Raw genomic sequence first — 16,603 nt, 5'->3', positions numbered from 1 at the left:
TTTAATGTTTCAAATGATCTTCTTGATTAATTAAATGACTATACTTCGGATTGTTTGTACGCATTTCATGAAGGCGTACACCATGATTATTAATCCATGATCGTACCACTTGCTCAGTCATTTCCTCACCTTGATAACGCCCTGATTTTGCATAAGTTGTTTGAAAATCTTCCCAAAGTAATTCAACCCATGCACGAGCTTGTCCGTAAGAAAGCTTGTCATTCTTGTCTAATAATTCTTTCGTTAATGCTTCATAAATATCATTCATGTTCTAATCTCCTTTTACCTATTTATCCCTTCATTTCTAAAGGATAGTTTCTTCTGTTTTGCACATTCTATAAGTGATACTTCTTAAAGAGGTATCAACTGATGAGGAGGAGGGCGTTCGCAATGGGTAAACAAGCCGAATTTTGGTCTGAGTCAAAAAACAACAGCAAAATCGACGGTCAGCCGAAAGCGAAATCACGCTTCGCTTCAAAGCGACCTAACGGCACAATTAACACGCACCCACAAGAACGTATGCGTGCTGCAAATCAGCAGGAAGAGTAGTACAAATTAAATTAACTTCCTACACGAGGTGATAAAGATGAGCTACCGTGATCGCTTAGATAGTCGTTCTGAATTATTTAACCATACGTGGACTCGTCCAAAACATGCGAAAGCGCAAGTTAACGGACAGACGCAACAAACCCAGTCTCTCATTATATTGGCAAATGAATGTAAAAAACGCCAATTTTAGAATCTCCTATCTCCTTTAACGCCTACCAAAGATGAAAACCAGAGAGATATGTGCTCTCTGGTTTTTATTTTTCTTGCAATAAGGAAATTGGTATGCCAATCTCTTCATTATCATTTTGCTTATATCCCCAAGCAAATACCCCATTGAAATACGTAATTTTAAATAATACACCAGGTTCTTCTACTAATTCATATATTTCACCAATACGGAACTTGTTTATATCCGTCATATAAGCACGAGCCATTGCCATTTTTCTCATTAATACATCAAATTCATTGACAATCCCAAGCTGCTCAGCTTTTACTGCTTGCTCCTTCAAAGCGCCAATTTCTTCCCTTAGCTCATGCGGTGTCATTTCACTGTAGCGTTTTGGCATATTCATCTTATTCTCCTCATTCCTCTTCGCGTTTCATTTGCAAAAATATCTCAATTTCATCAATAGAGAATCCTTTTCTATATAACGCTTGCTTCATCTTGTTTTCAAATGTCCATCCATCATGCTTCTTATATTTCTCATAATATTTATTCCCATGATAGTGTAACGCTTCTTGTTGCTTTTCGTCATCTCTTTCGTCTTTCAATTCTTCCAAACAAATTTGAATTACTTCTCTAGAATATCCTTTTCGAACAAGCATCTCATCTAACTTTAGCTTCATTTGTAAAAAAGAATGCTTTTGATAAGATTTTTTCTTCTTTTCTATGAGAAACAAGGCATTCTCAATTTGCTTTTCCTTCGGATATTCTTGTAAACTGTGCATAATAAGTAAATCTTGAACACCTTTATTTAACAACTCTCTTTTAATAACAGTTGGACCTTTTCGATTCACATTACTTTGCGTTCGCGTATATAAAACAGCGTACTCTTTATCATTAATATATCGGTCATGTAATAATTTCGAAACGACTTCAGAGATGATGGCCTGTCCCACTTCTTTTTTTCGTAAAAAATCTTCTATTTCTTGTTTTGTTCTCATTTGATAGGATAAATAGGAGATTGCTTGTAAATATGCTTTTTGTACCTCTTCATTGTACAAAATATTTCCTAACTCTATTTCATCAATTTCTAAGCCTTTTTGTAATCCATGTTTCATTAAGATTACTTGATCCACACTAAACCCGTACTCTTCACCTTGGCCTTTATCAATATAAATATTAAATCGTTCTTTCGATCGTTTTTGTACTTCTATTTTTGTAATGACAGCCATACTCTCACCTCTCTATTATTTTAACATAGTCGAGGAACATTTTTTCTTTTCAAGAATATATATAATGAGGAGGAAATATTTGTGAAAATCGCAATTTCTGGTGGTACAGGCTTTATCGGTAAATATCTTTCTACTTTTTTTGTTCAAAAAGGATATACTGTTTACATCCTCACACGAAAAAAAACTACTGAAACTTCCGACCCTAAACTTCAGTATGTTCAATGGACACCAGATTTACAAACCTTCCCCCTCTCTTCTATTGATGTAGTTATTAATCTAGCCGGAGAGTCTATTAATAGTAGATGGACAAAGAAACAAAAGAAAGCCATTTTAAACAGTAGAATTCAAACAACAAAAGGACTCATTAAACAATTGCAGGCACTCCATAAAAAACCACATACATTTATTAATGCAAGTGCTATTGGATACTACGGAACATCTGAAGTAGAGTCTTTTACTGAGCAACAAGAAACGCCTGGAAATGACTTTTTAGCAGAAACAGTATTTTTATGGGAACAAGAAGCAGCTAAAGCATGTTCTCTCGGAATAAGAACAATTTACACAAGATTTGGCGTTGTATTAGGTGCAGATGGCGGAGCCTTGCCAAAAATGTTACTTCCCTATCAATTCTATATCGGCGGCACCATTGGTTCTGGGAAACAATGGTTATCATGGATTCATATAGACGATGTCGTTCGTATGATGGATTTCATCATACACAAAAAAGAAATTGATGGTCCTCTTAATATGACAGCACCAACACCTATAAGAATGAAGGAATTTGGAAAGACCATCGCTGCTGCAACGAGAAAACCACATTGGCTGCCTGTCCCTTCATTTATGCTTCACCCCTTATTAGGTGAGATGAGCATACTTGTACTAGAAGGGCAACATGTATTACCTAGTAAAGCAATTAAACATGGATACCAATACACATTTCCGGCAATAGACCATGCATTACAAAATATACTTTCGCATACAATGTAGTACTTCTAAAACACAATTTTACATGGGCCCTTTTAAAACTTTCATTTTCTAGGATCCGAAGCATTACCATACAAATAACCTTTCAGTTACTTTCCCTTAACTTCCATTAGCATTATAAAGTAACAGAAATGAGGTACCTATGAAAATATTGCTCAAACAAGCCATTGTATACCCTATTACATCTCCAAAGTTTCAAGGTGATGTACTCGTTACAGGAGAGCGAATTACCGAGGTCAAACCTTTTATTCAACCTACTCAAGATATGACCGTTATAGATGCACGAGCACTCCATCTCTTACCTGGCTTTATTGATGTCCATACTCACCTTGGTCTCTATGATGAAGGTACTGGTTGGGCTGGAAATGATGCCAATGAAACATCTGAAGTTTCAACACCACATATTCGTTCTTTAGATGGAATCCATCCTCTCGATATCGCCTTTCAAGACGCTGTACAAAATGGAATTACAACCGTTCACGTTATGCCTGGCAGTCAAAATATTATCGGGGGTACTACTTGTGTAATAAAAACAGCTGGAACTTGTATTGATCATATGATTATTCAAGAACCTGCTGGTTTAAAGATTGCCTTTGGAGAAAACCCTAAAAAAGTCCATAGTAATGGAACAAAAGAATCCATAACACGTATGGGGATTATGGGGTTACTTCGGGAATCATTCTATGAAGCACAACACTACGGGCACGAAGCTGATTTTCGAATGCTTCCTATTTTAAAAGCATTACGTCGTGAAATACCCGTACGTATCCACGCCCATCGAGCAGATGATATTAGTTCTGCGCTACGCTTTGCAACGGAATTCAACCTCGATCTACGTATTGAACATTGTACAGAAGGACACTTTCTTGTTGAAGAGCTTTCGAAACACAATTTGAAAGTTTCAGTTGGTCCCACTCTGACACGCCGTTCTAAAATCGAACTAAAAAACAAGACATGGGATACTTACCATATATTATCCAAAAATGGTGTGGAAGTTTCTATAACAACAGACCATCCTTATACACCCATTCAGTATTTAAATATTTGTGCTGCTGTCGCAGTAAGAGAAGGGTTAGACGAGAAAACAGCACTAGAAGGAATCACCATATTCCCAGCGCGAAATTTGCGGTTAGAGGATAGAATTGGAAGCATCGAGGTTGGAAAAGACGCCGATCTCGTGTTATGGACTCATCATCCTTTCCATTATTTAGCCAAGCCTGTACTAACTATGATTGATGGAAAAATAATTTACAAAAAAAATAAAAAAAACTAGTTTATTTTTTTGACTAGATAAAGTATTATACGATTATAAACTGAATGAAACCATAATCAATTTGTGTCGTGATTATCATTTTCAAATTGATGAATGGGGAAGGCAAATGGTGCGCCACCAGCGTTAGAAACTGGTTCTAGTGGGTTCGATTCCCACCCCGAAATTTTTTAAAGATTGATATAAAAATTTCGAGGGTGGGGTGTTTTTTCGTCATGCTACCCTCGTGTGAGGAGGAGTTAGTATGTTGAAAAAACGCGACTTACACGACAGCCACGTTCTATACGAGTTAATGGTGGATCCAGCTGTCTTCCCTTTTGTGCGTCAAAAGGCTTATTCTTATGAAGAATATTTATTCTTAACGAAACAAACGATTGAAGCTGAAGAGCGTGGTGAATTAATTTCACGCACAATTTTAGATGAATGGGGTAACCCTATCGGAACAATTACTTTATTTGATGTGCAAGAAAAAGCTGGATTTCTCGGGACATGGCTTGGCAAACCATATCATGGAAAAGGCTATAATAAATTGGCAAAAGATTCATTTTTTAGTGAACTTTTCTACGAATTAGATATTGAAACAATTTTCATGCGTATTCGTAAAATAAATATTCGTTCTATTAAAGCTGCAGAAAAACTGCAATATGTGAATCTAGCAAACGAAACAAGAAAAGCCGTATATGATGAAATTAACGCAAACGAAGAAGTATATAACTTATATGAAATTCCAAAAGATCAATACACACTTGCTACAATGCGAGATACAACCTTCCAAGATGCTCATCAATTAAAAGAAGCATAATCTAAATTTTCTGAAATGATAATCAATCATTAACATTTTCCATATGCGTATATCCCCTCATGTCTTTGGAAACGATAAATAGTAACTTTAAGACACGAGGTGATTTGTAATGGATAAAAAGAAACGTGATAAAGCAAAAAACACATTATCTAGTACACAAGAAGTTCTCTATCAACGCGAATTTCAAAAAGCAGATCGTGCAGCAGGATATCGCTCGAAAAGCATTTAAAGTGAAAATGAATAATTAGAAGTTTCCCCCCTAATTATTCATTTTCATTACATAATTTTCTCGACTGATAGAAGTAAGCAAAAAGACCCCTTATGCTTATGCATAAGGGGCCTTTTTGCTGTGGACAACTTTATCCACAAAACTGATGCAATTGTTAGTAATTTTCAAAAACACTTAATATTTTTCTATATTAAAGCATATATCAGCTGTTTTAATTGTGGATATTTTTCTAAAAATTGTGGACAATGTGGATATAGTTGTTAATATTCCGACTTTACTGTTTAATGAAAGCGCAATTACTTTGTGGATAACTGGCTAAATTTTCTTTAAAAATAATAAAGAACCCTCTTTACATATACAAAGAGGGTTTCATATTAAGTAAAAGATTGTGCAAGAGCAGGTGATTTAATAGGTATATGACGCGGTTCTGCATGATTTTCTGCCAAAATTGCATCTACAATATGACCAGCTGGCTCTGGAAGATAGATGCTTTTCATTGCTTCTTTCATTTGAAGAAGCTTCACATCATCTTGTAATAATGCCTCTGTTTTTGCGAAAACCTCACTATCATCGCGAATGACAACTGCTGCTCCTTTTTTTTCAAAGTACATCGCATTTTCATTTTCTTGTCCTGGAACAGGCTTATATAAAATGACAGGTACTTGCAACGCTGCTGCTTCACTTAATGTTATTCCGCCTGGCTTCGTAATCATACAAGAAGTAACTCGGAATAATTCATCAATATTTTCAACATACCCAAACACTTTTAATGCATCGGAATTTTGCTTCTGTAAACTTAATAAATCATGTTTTAAAGCTTCATTTTTTCCACAAACGACAACTACTTGTAAATTAGGCACTGACATAAATGATTGGCATAGTTCTTTTACATTTCCTAATACCCCATGAGCACCTGCTACAATTAGTAAAATCTTTTTATTCTTACATAACTGATATTTATTATATATGATGTCTGAATTTACCTTTAACTCAAAACTACTCCGAATTGGAATTCCTGTTTCAACAATTTGTTCCGCAGGTACACCGATATCAACCATCAATTCTTTCACGTGATCCGTTGCAACAAAATAACGATCTACTTCTCGATGAATCCATATTTTGTGCACGCAAAAATCCGTTAATACGTTATAGACAGGAATTGAAATCCCCGTTTGTTTTTTCAATTCTGGTACAGCAATAATTGGAAATGTATTAATTACAATATCAGGTTTCTCCACCTGTAACAGTGTTTTCAAACGTTTTCTTCCAAAGTTCGCATACCAAGATGCTATTTTCTTATCATAAATTTTTTCTACCCCGTAATAAAACAAACGATATAATTCTTTTCCTATTGTATAACTTTTTAAATATAGATATTTTGTAATGTCAGTTATAAATGGATGTGATTCTCCAAACAAGTCGCATACAATAACATCTTCAATTCCTTTTTGGCGAAATGTTTGTTCTAATGTTTTTGCTACTTGCACATGACCATTACCGTAATGTGCAGTTAATATTAAAACCTTGGGGTTTTTTATCAAACAAATCCACTCCTAGCTTTTTGTTTCTCCATATTGCATATACGACAATAGGAAAAACATTTTCCTTAAAAATTACATAAACAGATTCTAATAATTCCCTTTTCAGCTATGTACCTGTCGTGGATATGCAAAGCATATAAGATTGACCCCTTAATCCTATCTGTGCTCATATCTTTACATTATACTTTCCTATAAGAGCTTTCGCAATAACTTACAAATCTTCTCTATTCCATGATACTCACTCTTTTACTTCTTAATTCTTTTTACTATTTTGATTTCCCTTTACAATTATGTAAATTTATCCACTTAGTCCGTACAAAATTATGGATATTCTACTTTCAGTATACTCTTTTATCAATATATACTCTAGATTTTATTGTAAAGAAAGCAAAAAGCCTAATCCAATATTTGGATTAGACCGCTTGTAAAATATGTTTAGCATGTTCTACATTTTTCTCAGTAGGTGGTTCTACATTTGCGAGTGGGTACTTGTGTCCAAGCGCCTCCCATTTATATACACCAAGCTTATGATATGGTAACACTTCAACTTTTTGAACATTAGACAGACTTTGAATAAAGCTAGATAGTTTTTGTAGATCCTCTTCATTATCCGTAACACCAGGAACTAATACGTGTCGTACCCAAATCGCTTTATTCTTATCCGATAAATAACGAGCAAATTGTAAAATATGTTCATTTGGTTTCCCTGTTAATTTACGATGCTTTTTGGAATCGATATGTTTCAAATCCAATAAAACTAAATCTGTATAATCCATTAAAATATCTAGCTTATTTTGGAATTCTGGTTCCTCAGAATAACACCCACCAGAAGAGTCGATTGTTGTATGGATACCAGCCTCTTTACACTTTTTAAACAACTCAATTAAAAAGTCTAGCTGTAATAATGGCTCTCCACCGCTAACTGTTATACCGCCTCCGGAGGCTTCAATAAATGGAAGGTAACATGTCACATCCTGCATCACTTCTTCAACTGTTATTTCTTTACCTTTACCGATTTCCCACGTATCAGCATTATGACAATATTGACAACGTAATAAACACCCTTGTGTAAATATGACATAACGAATCCCTGGGCCATCAACAGTACCACAAGACTCTACAGAATGTATTCTTCCTTTTACCATGTTACTTCCTCCTTTATTGAAACAGTCTCCCTTCGCTATGTATTAAAAGCGAAGGGACACTTTTTTCATTTACATGCTTTCATGCATTGTACGGTTAATTACATCAATTTGTTGTTCACGAGTTAATTTAATAAAGTTTACAGCGTAACCAGATACGCGAATTGTTAATTGTGGATATTTCTCAGGATGTTCCATTGCATCCATTAATGTTTCACGATTAAATACGTTAATATTTAAGTGATGGCCTTCTTTTACTGCATAGCCATCAAGCATAGATACTAAGTTACGTACTTGTACATCATCTTCTTTACCAAGTGCTTTTGGAATAATAGAGAATGTATTAGAAATACCATCTTGTGCATCTTCATATGGTAATTTAGCTACAGATAATAATGAAGCTAATGCACCTTTTGTATCACGTCCATGCATTGGATTTGCACCTGGTGCAAATGGTTCTCCAGTACGGCGTCCATCTGGAGTGTTACCAGTTTTCTTACCGTATACAACGTTAGATGTAATAGTTAAAATTGACATTGTATGAACGGAATTACGATATGTTTTATGTTTACGCAGTTTATTCATAAATGTTTTCACGAGATTTACAGCGATCTCATCTACACGATCATCATTGTTACCGTATTTAGGGAAGTCCCCTTCAATTTCGAAGTCGACTGCAATACCATTTTCATCACGGATTGGTTTTACTTGTGCGTATTTAATTGCACTTAATGAGTCTGCTACTACAGATAGACCCGCGATACCTGTTGCCATTGTACGAAGAACATTTGTATCATGAAGTGCCATTTCAATACGTTCATAACTATATTTATCATGCATATAATGGATAACATTTAATGTGTTTAAATATAGACCCGCTAACCATTCCATTGTCATATCAAACTTATGCATAACTTCTTCGTAATTTAGTACTTCAGAAGTAATTGGTGCGTACTCAGGACCAACTTGTGCTTTTGATTTTTCATCTTTACCACCGTTAATTGCATATAATAATGCTTTCGCTAAGTTTGCACGAGCTCCGAAGAACTGCATTTGCTTACCGATTCTCATTGCAGATACACAACAAGCAATTCCGTAATCATCGCCGTAATCAGCACGCATAATGTCATCATTTTCATATTGAATTGCTGATGTTTTGATGGACATTTTCGCACAGTAGTTTTTAAAGTTCTCTGGTAATTGTTTAGACCAAAGAACTGTTAAATTCGGTTCTGGAGCTGGTCCTAAATTATCTAATGTATGCAAGAAACGGAATGAGTTCTTTGTTACTAATGGACGACCATCTAATGCCATACCACCGATAGATTCAGTTACCCAAGTTGGGTCACCAGAGAATAATTCATTATAATCAGGTGTTCTTGCGAATTTCACAAGACGTAATTTCATAATGAAGTGATCTACAATTTCTTGTACTTCTTCTTCTGTTAAAGTACCATTTGCTAAATCTCTTTCAATGTAAATATCTAAGAATGTAGAAGTACGTCCAAGACTCATTGCAGCTCCGTTTTGCTCTTTAATCGCTGCAAGATATGCGAAGTATAACCACTGGAATGCTTCTTGTGCATTTGTTGCTGGTTTAGAAATATCGAAACCATGAGAAGCAGCCATTTGTTTTAGTTCTTGAAGTGCACGCATTTGCTCAGATAACTCTTCGCGTAAACGCATTGTATCTTCGCTCATTACACCACCAGTTAAATTCAAATCAGCTTTTTTCGCTTCAATTAAATGATCAATACCATATAATGCTACGCGTCGATAGTCACCGATAATGCGTCCACGACCGTATGCATCTGGAAGACCAGTAATAACACCTGATTTACGTGCATTTCTCATTTCTGGTGTATAAGCATCAAATACACCTTGGTTATGAGTCTTTCTCCAATCTCTAAAAATACGACTAAGTTCTTTGTCCATTTCGTATCCATAAGATTCACAAGCTTGTTCTGCCATACGAATACCACCATATGGTTGTAAAGAACGTTTAAATGGTTTATCAGTTTGGAAACCGACTACTTTTTCAATATCTTTATTTAAGTATCCTGGGTCATGTGATGTAATAGAAGAAACAATTTTTGTATCCATATCAAGAACGCCACCGTTTTCACGTTCTTTTGTTGTTAAATCCATTACTTGATCCCAAAGTTGTTTCGTTGCTTCAGTTGCTTCTGCTAAGAAAGATTCGTCTCCTTCGAAAACGTTTACATTATTTAAAATGAAATCGCGAACATCAATCTCTGCTTTCCATTTTTCACCTTTAAAGTTTTCCCATGCGTTTTTAACATTTTCTAATACTTGAGTCATCCTAATCTCCTCCATTTTTGATTAGTACAGGACTAAGATTTTTTATATAACAGCTTACACACTTAGAATACTACTTTTTTACGAAAGTGAACGAAATAGTTGTGACATGTTTGTGAAATGTTGAGCAAACTACTATATATATAGTGTTAACTTCATTTAAAAGTCTTTAAAATTAACCCTTTCCTTAATTGTATTTTTTTGGTATCCTTATATACGAGTCCTATTTTGTAATATAAGAACAATACCCATTGTAGAGCTGTAATACTCTTATCTCCTAATCTGTTATAGTTTTTATAACAGAACAAAAAAGTGTACACATGTTGTACACTTTTTTTGTTACTTCTATAAAACATCTCTTTTTCTATTGCCATCATAGAATCCGCCACGATTGTCTGTTGATGCAATTATTTGCTCTAGTCCTTCTATATGATCACCTATAATTCGAAGTACAGCTGGAGGATGACCTATTTTTGCAAAATGTTCACTGGGACGAATACGGTTCATCTTATCAACCTCAACACGACATACACATGCAATTTCAAATCCAGAAAGAAGAGCCTTCACCTGTGCTACACAAGGTGACAATAAAGATTTGTATCCAATTGCTTTCAAACACTTGTGGCTAAATGCATTAGGTACCGCAATAAGTGAGCCTACCCCTAAATCCTTTCTATCACAAGCTAAATTTAGTGCATACTTAAATGCAGTTACAAGATGAAGTGGTACTCTTAAATCTAAATAATGATTTAAATCATTTAATGCGACGTCCTTTCCATCTGCAATAGCTTTTGCAAAAGGATATAGTTCACTAGCTGGAATAACAAAATCACCATCTATAAATAACACAATTTCTCCTTTTGCAAAATAAGTTCCAAGTGAACGCCCTACATCGTTTCCAAGGGCTTCTTTATATACAATGGTTGTTGCGCCTTTGTCTTTTGCAATCGTTGCTGTTTTATCTGACGAACCATTTACGACAACGATGATTTCAAAAGGTTCAATTTTACGAAGCTCTTCTATAACCTTTCCAATTGTTTTCTCTTCATTTTGTACAGGAATAACAACCGATAGTTGCTTTTCTCTATACAAATTGGATGTAACGCCCCATCCTTGATAAAAATCTTCGAAATTTAAAGTATGATAGACGCTATCCCTTTTCCTATTTCCATCATAATATCCCCCGCGTATATCACTGCTTACTATTCGTTCTGCAACTGCTTCTATATGATCACCTATCATTCGTCTTTCAGATTGAGAAAGGTTCGTTCCATATGCAGCATGTTCAATCGGTCGAAATTTATTCGGCGTAATAACATCAATAGCACAATGACGGTTAATTCTCCATTTACTTTGTGCTATACGTAAATGAGCTACAATAGGATTAACTAAACATTCATATCCAATACTTTGGACGACTTCTTTCGTCAACGCATGAGGTACAGATAATAAAGAATCTATCTTTAATTCTTCACGCTCTAACATTGCATTTAATATTTGACGCCACACTGTAACGGAATGGGGTTTTTGTTTCTTTAAAAACAATGCGTCCAAATTATTTAAAACGATGTCAGTCTGATCATGTAAAATTGGATTAAGAAACAATTGTAATTTGGAAGTTGGAATAGCAAAGTCCCCATCTATAAATAGTAATACATCACCTATCGCATGTTTTGCGCCAACTGCACGCCCAACATCGTTTCCTAATAGTTCTGTATACCTGATTACTTTACAACCTAACCGATTAGCAACCTCTTCTGTACCATCATTACAACCATTTGCTATGACAATAATCTCTACTGGATTTAACGGTTTGACCGATTGAATAACGTCTGAAATCGTATCTACTTCATTACTTGCAGGAATAATAACTGATAGCGACTTAGCCATTGTTTTCTTCACGAAACCATTTAATAGTTTCTTTCAATCCTTGTTCCCACGTTACTGTCGCTTGAAATTGAACAAGTTCTCTTAACTTCTTTACGTTCGGCCTTCTATTCGGAATTTCTTCAAAGCCATGTGGATATACTTCCTCAAAAGGAACTTGTACAATTTTCGAAGAAGATTTCGTTAGTTTTTTAATTGTTTCTGCTACTTCTTTTATACTCTGTTCGTTCTCAGAACCTATATTAATAATCTCACCATTTACCTTCTCATCCATTGCCCGAATTGTTGCTTCTACCGCATCACTCACATACGTAAAGCAACGTGTCTGCTTTCCATCTCCATATACGAGAATGTCTTCTCCTTGCAAAGCTGCACGGATAAATCGCGGGATTACCCCTGCATATGGACCATCTTTCGCTCTTGGACCATAAATATTAAAATAACGAACAATCGTTACAGGTAAGCCTTCTAATGCGTATCCTAAACATAATGTTTCTTCTAACGTTTTACAAACTGCATAACTCCAACGAATTTTAGAAGTTGCCCCATACAATCGATCTCCTTCTTCAGAGAAAGGCGGTTTGCCTTTACCATACACTTCTGAAGTAGATGCAAAAACTACTTTCTTCTTTCCTTTTAATGCTGCTTGTAAAATATTTCTCGTTCCGTCAAAATTCGTTTCAATGAGCTCTATACTTTTTTCCATTGTCGTTTTAACACCTAAAATTGCTGCTAAATGAAACACTACATCATGTTGATTTACTAATTCATAAATAGAATTTTTATCTAAAACACTTATTGGAATAACTCGAATCTCTCTCATTAGCTCATTATGATACTTATTTTTCCCTTTATAGAAGTTATCCACAATTGTGACTTTATAACCCCTTCTCACCAACTCTTCAGCTAAATGAGATCCAATAAATCCGGCCCCACCTGTAATTAAACATTTCTTACTCATACACTCACCTTCTTTATAATTCCCCTTGTATCTATTACTCGGTTCATTCCTTTAAAAAGCTTCCAATCGATATTAGAGTGGTCAGTTAAAATTAAAATACAACCTGCCTCTTTAACTGTTTGTTCATCCAAAGCAACAGATTGATACACCTTATCTCCAATTTCCGCGGAAGAAATATATGAATCATGGTATTTTATCTCGTATCCTTCTTTTATTAGTAATTGAATAATTGGCAAAGCCGGTGATTCTCTCAAATCATTTACATCTTTCTTATATGCGATTCCTACAATTAAAACTAGTCCGGGTGATTGCACCATACCCTTTACTTTCCGGACTATTTTCTCTGGCATTTCTTCATTAATTACATGTGCCGCCTCAATTAATTGACTAATTGCCCCATTCTTTTTTATTCTCCATTGAAAATATAAGGGGTCTACGGGAATACAGTGCCCCCCTATCCCTGGTCCTGGCCAATACGGAGTAAATCCAAAAGGTTTTGTAGATGCCGCTTCAATGGCCTCATAAAAATCAATCCCTAAACTTTCACATAATGTGTTTAACTCATTTACTAAAGAGATGTTAACTAAGCGCTGAATATTTTCAAATAGCTTACACATCTCTGCTACTTTCGGCGAACTAACAGGTACAACTACGTCAAAAATGGTACTATATAAATCCTGTACTTTTTGTTTACACTTTTCTGTTTGTCCACTAATAACTTTTGGAATAGATTGAACTGAATATTGACTATTTGCTGGATCAATTCTCTCAGGGGAATATCCGATATAGAAATCTTCTCCTACCTTTTGGCCAGCTTGAGAAATAATAGGAATAATAACTTCCTCAAGTGTGCCTGGATATGTGGAACTTTCAAAAATGAAGGTTTGTCCTTTTTGGAGATTTTGTTGTATATAATGCGAAGCTGAAATGAGGGCACTTAAATCTGGTTCTCTTCGTTCATTAATTGGAGTTGGAACAGTAACAATAACATAATCACTACTTTGGAAATCAGTAATACCTTTATCTGGTGTATTTACTATTAATTTATTTTTAGTCAATAAACTTTGCAACACTTTAGAAGAAACATCTGGAATATAACTTTCTCCTTTTATAATCGATTCTATTTTTCTAGTATCTTTATCTAATCCAAGTACGGTATGTCCTCTTTCTGCAAAATGGACTGCCAAAGGAAGACCAACATACCCTAATCCAATAATAGCTACTTTACTACTAGCATTCATCTGTATTCTTTTCTTCCTTTCTCAATTGTTGAATAGTGTCTCTATCGCGATCTCCATCTGTAAAACTCCCACGTTCGTCTGTATATTGTAATAGATAAGCAATCGCCTCAAGTTGATCACCGAAAATACGGTCAAATGCCGGAATACGTCCATTTACAAATCCATGTTGCTCCGGGCGTACCCGATTGGTTTTTATAACATCTACAAATTCTACTGCTGTAATAGAAAAAACCTCCAAAATAGCTTTCATTTGAGCTAATGGCGGAATAACAAGCGAGTCATATCCTATTTTCTCTATTACCCTTTTATGCATAGCATGTGGTACTGCCGTTAATGAGTTATTCCATAAATCCGGTCTTTTCGCTACTAAATTCACAAAATATTTCCCCATACTAATTGGATCTGCAGGATGAAACATATCTAATAAGCATTGTAAATCATTTAAAACCACGTCACTTCCATCTTCAACAGCTTGCAAAAATGGAGTGAGCTTTTTTGCTGGAATAACAAAATCACCATCAACGAATAAACAAATATCTGCCGTAGCATGCATGGCACCTATCGCTCGTGCTACATTATGTCCAAGCGCCTCCCCGAATTCAACAACAATAACATTCTCTAGCTTTGCCTGTTTAACAGTCTCAAAATCTGCTCCATTCGCGACAACAATAATTTCATCTACCCCTGCTTTTTTTACTTCTTGTATAACAAATCTTATCGTCATTTTTTCTTCTGACACTGGTATAATCGCACTATATTTCGCTTTTTCCTTCTTTAATACAACTGGTTTATAGTTCCCTATAAACTCCCTATCCCTGTTTCCCTCCGAAAAACCGCCGCGTTTACCATATGTTTCGATTACATATTGCAAAGCACGTAAATGATCACCCATAATACGGCTAGTCGCTTTCGGATAAGGAGAACCAGGTGATGTTCCTGTATGCACAGGACGAACCTTATTTGTGTGAATTACATCGACCGAAGCCGTATCAACAATATCTACTCCTCTAGACATCGCTATCGCTTGAAATAGTGCTGGATCTGCTAAATTCCACCACCCAAGTTTCTCGATAACTTCCCTGCTCATCGCATGTGGAATTGCAATTAAAGATCCAACAACAAGCTCCTTTTTATTCAAATAACGATTCAACATGAACTTTCCAACTGTCGTATAATGTGGTCTCATCTTTAAATAAACCGACCATGTTAAATTATTCACAACAATTTGATGCCCTTGTCGAATTCCTTTCACGAAACGTTGTAACTCTTTACTATCAATAACAATATCACCATCTAAAAACAAAACAATTTCACCTTTTGCTTCTCTAGCTCCAATAGCCCGTCCAACATCATTGCCAAGAGAATGTTTATAATAAATCACGTGACAATGATGTTGTAACGCTATGTCTTTCGTTCCATCTGTCGAGCCATTATCTACTACAATAATTTCGTAAGGCTTGAGCTTCTCCACTTCTACTAAAACTTGTGATAAAGTACTCGCTTCATTGTGCGCTGGAATAACAACTGATACTCTCATACTTGTATCACGCTTACCCTTCCAAGCGAACATAAGCAATAATAGGAGTACGCACAATTACATCTTCCGGTGGTCCATAAGAAGGAGAAGTACGAACACTTACCGCCCCATCTGTCACAGATAAAAGAATGCCTGTAACAATTTCCACAGCTGTCACAACTTGCACTAATTCACCAACATGGTTACGTAATTCATCAGTAAATAACATATATAGCTCTCCTTTCTTACACTTCTTTAATTGATATAATACTTGTAAATGGTAATAAAACTTCAGTTCCTATACCTTCTTGCAATGTTAAGAAATCATCACCGACTGCTACAATAACGCCTGTTAATTGTCCAACTGTCACCGTAATTTCAACATTTTTACCTAAATACTGCTTTGCAATTTCTTTAAAAGGTGATGTATTGCATTCTTTTAAAATGTTGCAAATAATAGATTGAAATTGGCTTGATTTTATAAATTCTTCCGTAGCTTGCTTAGAGTTTCTTTGAATAAACCTTGCAAAGTTTTGCGAAAATAAAAGTCGTTCCACAGCAGGCAATAATTTATCATCTAAAAAATAGCTTAATTGTCTATTAAACAATCTTGATAATTTATGCCAATATTTTCTGAACAGACACATACACTTCTCCTCCTATTATTTTTAGATTATAAAATTTTACATCCATACATCTTAATGTATACAAAATAGATATTTTTGTGATAGGTAAGGCATACATTTTCTAAAAGAATTATTTGTTTC

General features: G+C 35.2%; 19 protein-coding genes. 6 read left to right on the top strand and 13 right to left on the bottom strand.

Features of this window, described 5'->3' with window-relative positions:
- Position 1: 1 nt before the first annotated feature.
- Positions 2-268: a YfhJ family protein gene (locus tag BUA87_RS27625; protein WP_000998159.1), complete on the bottom strand. Its 267-nt coding sequence runs from the start codon at positions 266-268 to the stop codon at positions 2-4.
- 122 nt (positions 269-390) lie between these two features.
- Between BUA87_RS27625 and BUA87_RS27620 the strand changes: the two genes are divergently transcribed.
- Positions 391-549 (top strand): small, acid-soluble spore protein K, encoded by a 159-nt coding sequence (locus BUA87_RS27620; RefSeq protein WP_000517891.1) that lies wholly within the window; start codon positions 391-393, stop codon positions 547-549.
- A gap of 37 nt (positions 550-586) precedes the next feature.
- Complete coding sequence (locus tag BUA87_RS27615; protein ID WP_000122093.1) at positions 587-739, top strand: YpzG family protein; 153 nt, start codon at positions 587-589, stop codon at positions 737-739.
- A gap of 64 nt (positions 740-803) precedes the next feature.
- On the opposite strand, the gene BUA87_RS27610 is transcribed toward BUA87_RS27615, so the two are convergent.
- Together BUA87_RS27610 and recX are read right to left on the bottom strand one after the other, a co-directional pair.
- Positions 804-1,121, bottom strand: coding sequence for a YfhH family protein (locus tag BUA87_RS27610; RefSeq protein ID WP_001057023.1), 318 nt, complete (start codon positions 1,119-1,121; stop codon positions 804-806).
- 10 nt (positions 1,122-1,131) lie between these two features.
- Positions 1,132-1,944 carry a recombination regulator RecX gene (gene recX / locus BUA87_RS27605; RefSeq protein ID WP_000268513.1) on the bottom strand — a complete coding sequence of 271 codons (813 nt, stop codon included), beginning with the start codon at positions 1,942-1,944 and terminating at the stop codon, positions 1,132-1,134.
- Between the two features lie 81 nt (positions 1,945-2,025).
- Here recX and BUA87_RS27600 point away from each other — a divergent pair, with 81 nt between their 5' ends.
- The 4 genes from BUA87_RS27600 (at position 2,026) to BUA87_RS27585 (ending at position 5,229) form a co-directional block, all read left to right on the top strand.
- On the top strand, positions 2,026-2,931 hold the full coding sequence (locus tag BUA87_RS27600) for a TIGR01777 family oxidoreductase (RefSeq protein ID WP_072941443.1): 906 nt from the start codon (positions 2,026-2,028) through the stop codon (positions 2,929-2,931).
- A gap of 139 nt (positions 2,932-3,070) precedes the next feature.
- Positions 3,071-4,201: an amidohydrolase gene (locus tag BUA87_RS27595; RefSeq protein ID WP_000698297.1), complete on the top strand. Its 1,131-nt coding sequence runs from the start codon at positions 3,071-3,073 to the stop codon at positions 4,199-4,201.
- A gap of 241 nt (positions 4,202-4,442) precedes the next feature.
- Positions 4,443-5,000, top strand: coding sequence for a GNAT family N-acetyltransferase (locus BUA87_RS27590; protein WP_000914737.1), 558 nt, complete (start codon positions 4,443-4,445; stop codon positions 4,998-5,000).
- 109 nt (positions 5,001-5,109) lie between these two features.
- Positions 5,110-5,229 (top strand): YfhE family protein, encoded by a 120-nt coding sequence (locus BUA87_RS27585; RefSeq protein WP_000358482.1) that lies wholly within the window; start codon positions 5,110-5,112, stop codon positions 5,227-5,229.
- Between the two features lie 374 nt (positions 5,230-5,603).
- Here BUA87_RS27585 and BUA87_RS27580 read toward each other — a convergent pair whose 3' ends face one another.
- The 10 genes from BUA87_RS27580 to BUA87_RS27535 all read right to left on the bottom strand — a co-directional run bounded on the left by BUA87_RS27580 (position 5,604) and on the right by BUA87_RS27535 (position 16,483).
- Positions 5,604-6,770, bottom strand: coding sequence for a diglucosyl diacylglycerol synthase (locus BUA87_RS27580; protein ID WP_000594694.1), 1,167 nt, complete (start codon positions 6,768-6,770; stop codon positions 5,604-5,606).
- A 413-nt stretch (positions 6,771-7,183) separates the two neighbouring features.
- Positions 7,184-7,915: a pyruvate formate-lyase-activating protein gene (pflA, locus tag BUA87_RS27575; protein ID WP_000238463.1), complete on the bottom strand. Its 732-nt coding sequence runs from the start codon at positions 7,913-7,915 to the stop codon at positions 7,184-7,186.
- A 69-nt stretch (positions 7,916-7,984) separates the two neighbouring features.
- Positions 7,985-10,234: a formate C-acetyltransferase gene (pflB, locus tag BUA87_RS27570; RefSeq protein WP_000195468.1), complete on the bottom strand. Its 2,250-nt coding sequence runs from the start codon at positions 10,232-10,234 to the stop codon at positions 7,985-7,987.
- A 152-nt stretch (positions 10,235-10,386) separates the two neighbouring features.
- The gene (locus BUA87_RS27565) at positions 10,387-10,608 is read right to left on the bottom strand and encodes a hypothetical protein (RefSeq protein WP_002094217.1); all 222 of its coding nucleotides are present in this window, start codon (positions 10,606-10,608) and stop codon (positions 10,387-10,389) included.
- Positions 10,577-12,121 (bottom strand): glycosyltransferase family 2 protein, encoded by a 1,545-nt coding sequence (locus tag BUA87_RS27560; protein ID WP_001130009.1) that lies wholly within the window; start codon positions 12,119-12,121, stop codon positions 10,577-10,579. The genes BUA87_RS27565 and BUA87_RS27560 overlap by 32 nt, the downstream gene beginning before the upstream one ends.
- Positions 12,114-13,079: an NAD-dependent epimerase/dehydratase family protein gene (locus tag BUA87_RS27555; RefSeq protein ID WP_000037053.1), complete on the bottom strand. Its 966-nt coding sequence runs from the start codon at positions 13,077-13,079 to the stop codon at positions 12,114-12,116. Before BUA87_RS27555 ends, BUA87_RS27560 begins: the two co-directional genes overlap by 8 nt.
- Positions 13,076-14,320, bottom strand: a complete 1,245-nt coding sequence (locus tag BUA87_RS27550) for a nucleotide sugar dehydrogenase (protein WP_000994262.1) — start codon at positions 14,318-14,320, stop codon at positions 13,076-13,078. Before BUA87_RS27550 ends, BUA87_RS27555 begins: the two co-directional genes overlap by 4 nt.
- Positions 14,310-15,857, bottom strand: a complete 1,548-nt coding sequence (locus BUA87_RS27545) for a glycosyltransferase family 2 protein (protein WP_025118422.1) — start codon at positions 15,855-15,857, stop codon at positions 14,310-14,312. The genes BUA87_RS27550 and BUA87_RS27545 overlap by 11 nt, the downstream gene beginning before the upstream one ends.
- A gap of 13 nt (positions 15,858-15,870) precedes the next feature.
- On the bottom strand, positions 15,871-16,065 hold the full coding sequence (locus tag BUA87_RS27540) for an LSm family protein (protein ID WP_000899476.1): 195 nt from the start codon (positions 16,063-16,065) through the stop codon (positions 15,871-15,873).
- A gap of 16 nt (positions 16,066-16,081) precedes the next feature.
- A complete protein-coding gene (locus BUA87_RS27535; RefSeq protein WP_000335542.1) occupies positions 16,082-16,483 on the bottom strand; it encodes an LSm family protein in 402 nt (133 codons plus the stop codon).
- Positions 16,484-16,603: the final 120 nt, after the last annotated feature.

The organism is Bacillus sp. bc15, from assembly GCF_900142585.1.
In the GTDB taxonomy this organism is placed as follows: domain Bacteria; phylum Bacillota; class Bacilli; order Bacillales; family Bacillaceae_G; genus Bacillus_A; species Bacillus_A cereus.
This window is presented reverse-complemented; position numbering and strand designations above follow the sequence as displayed.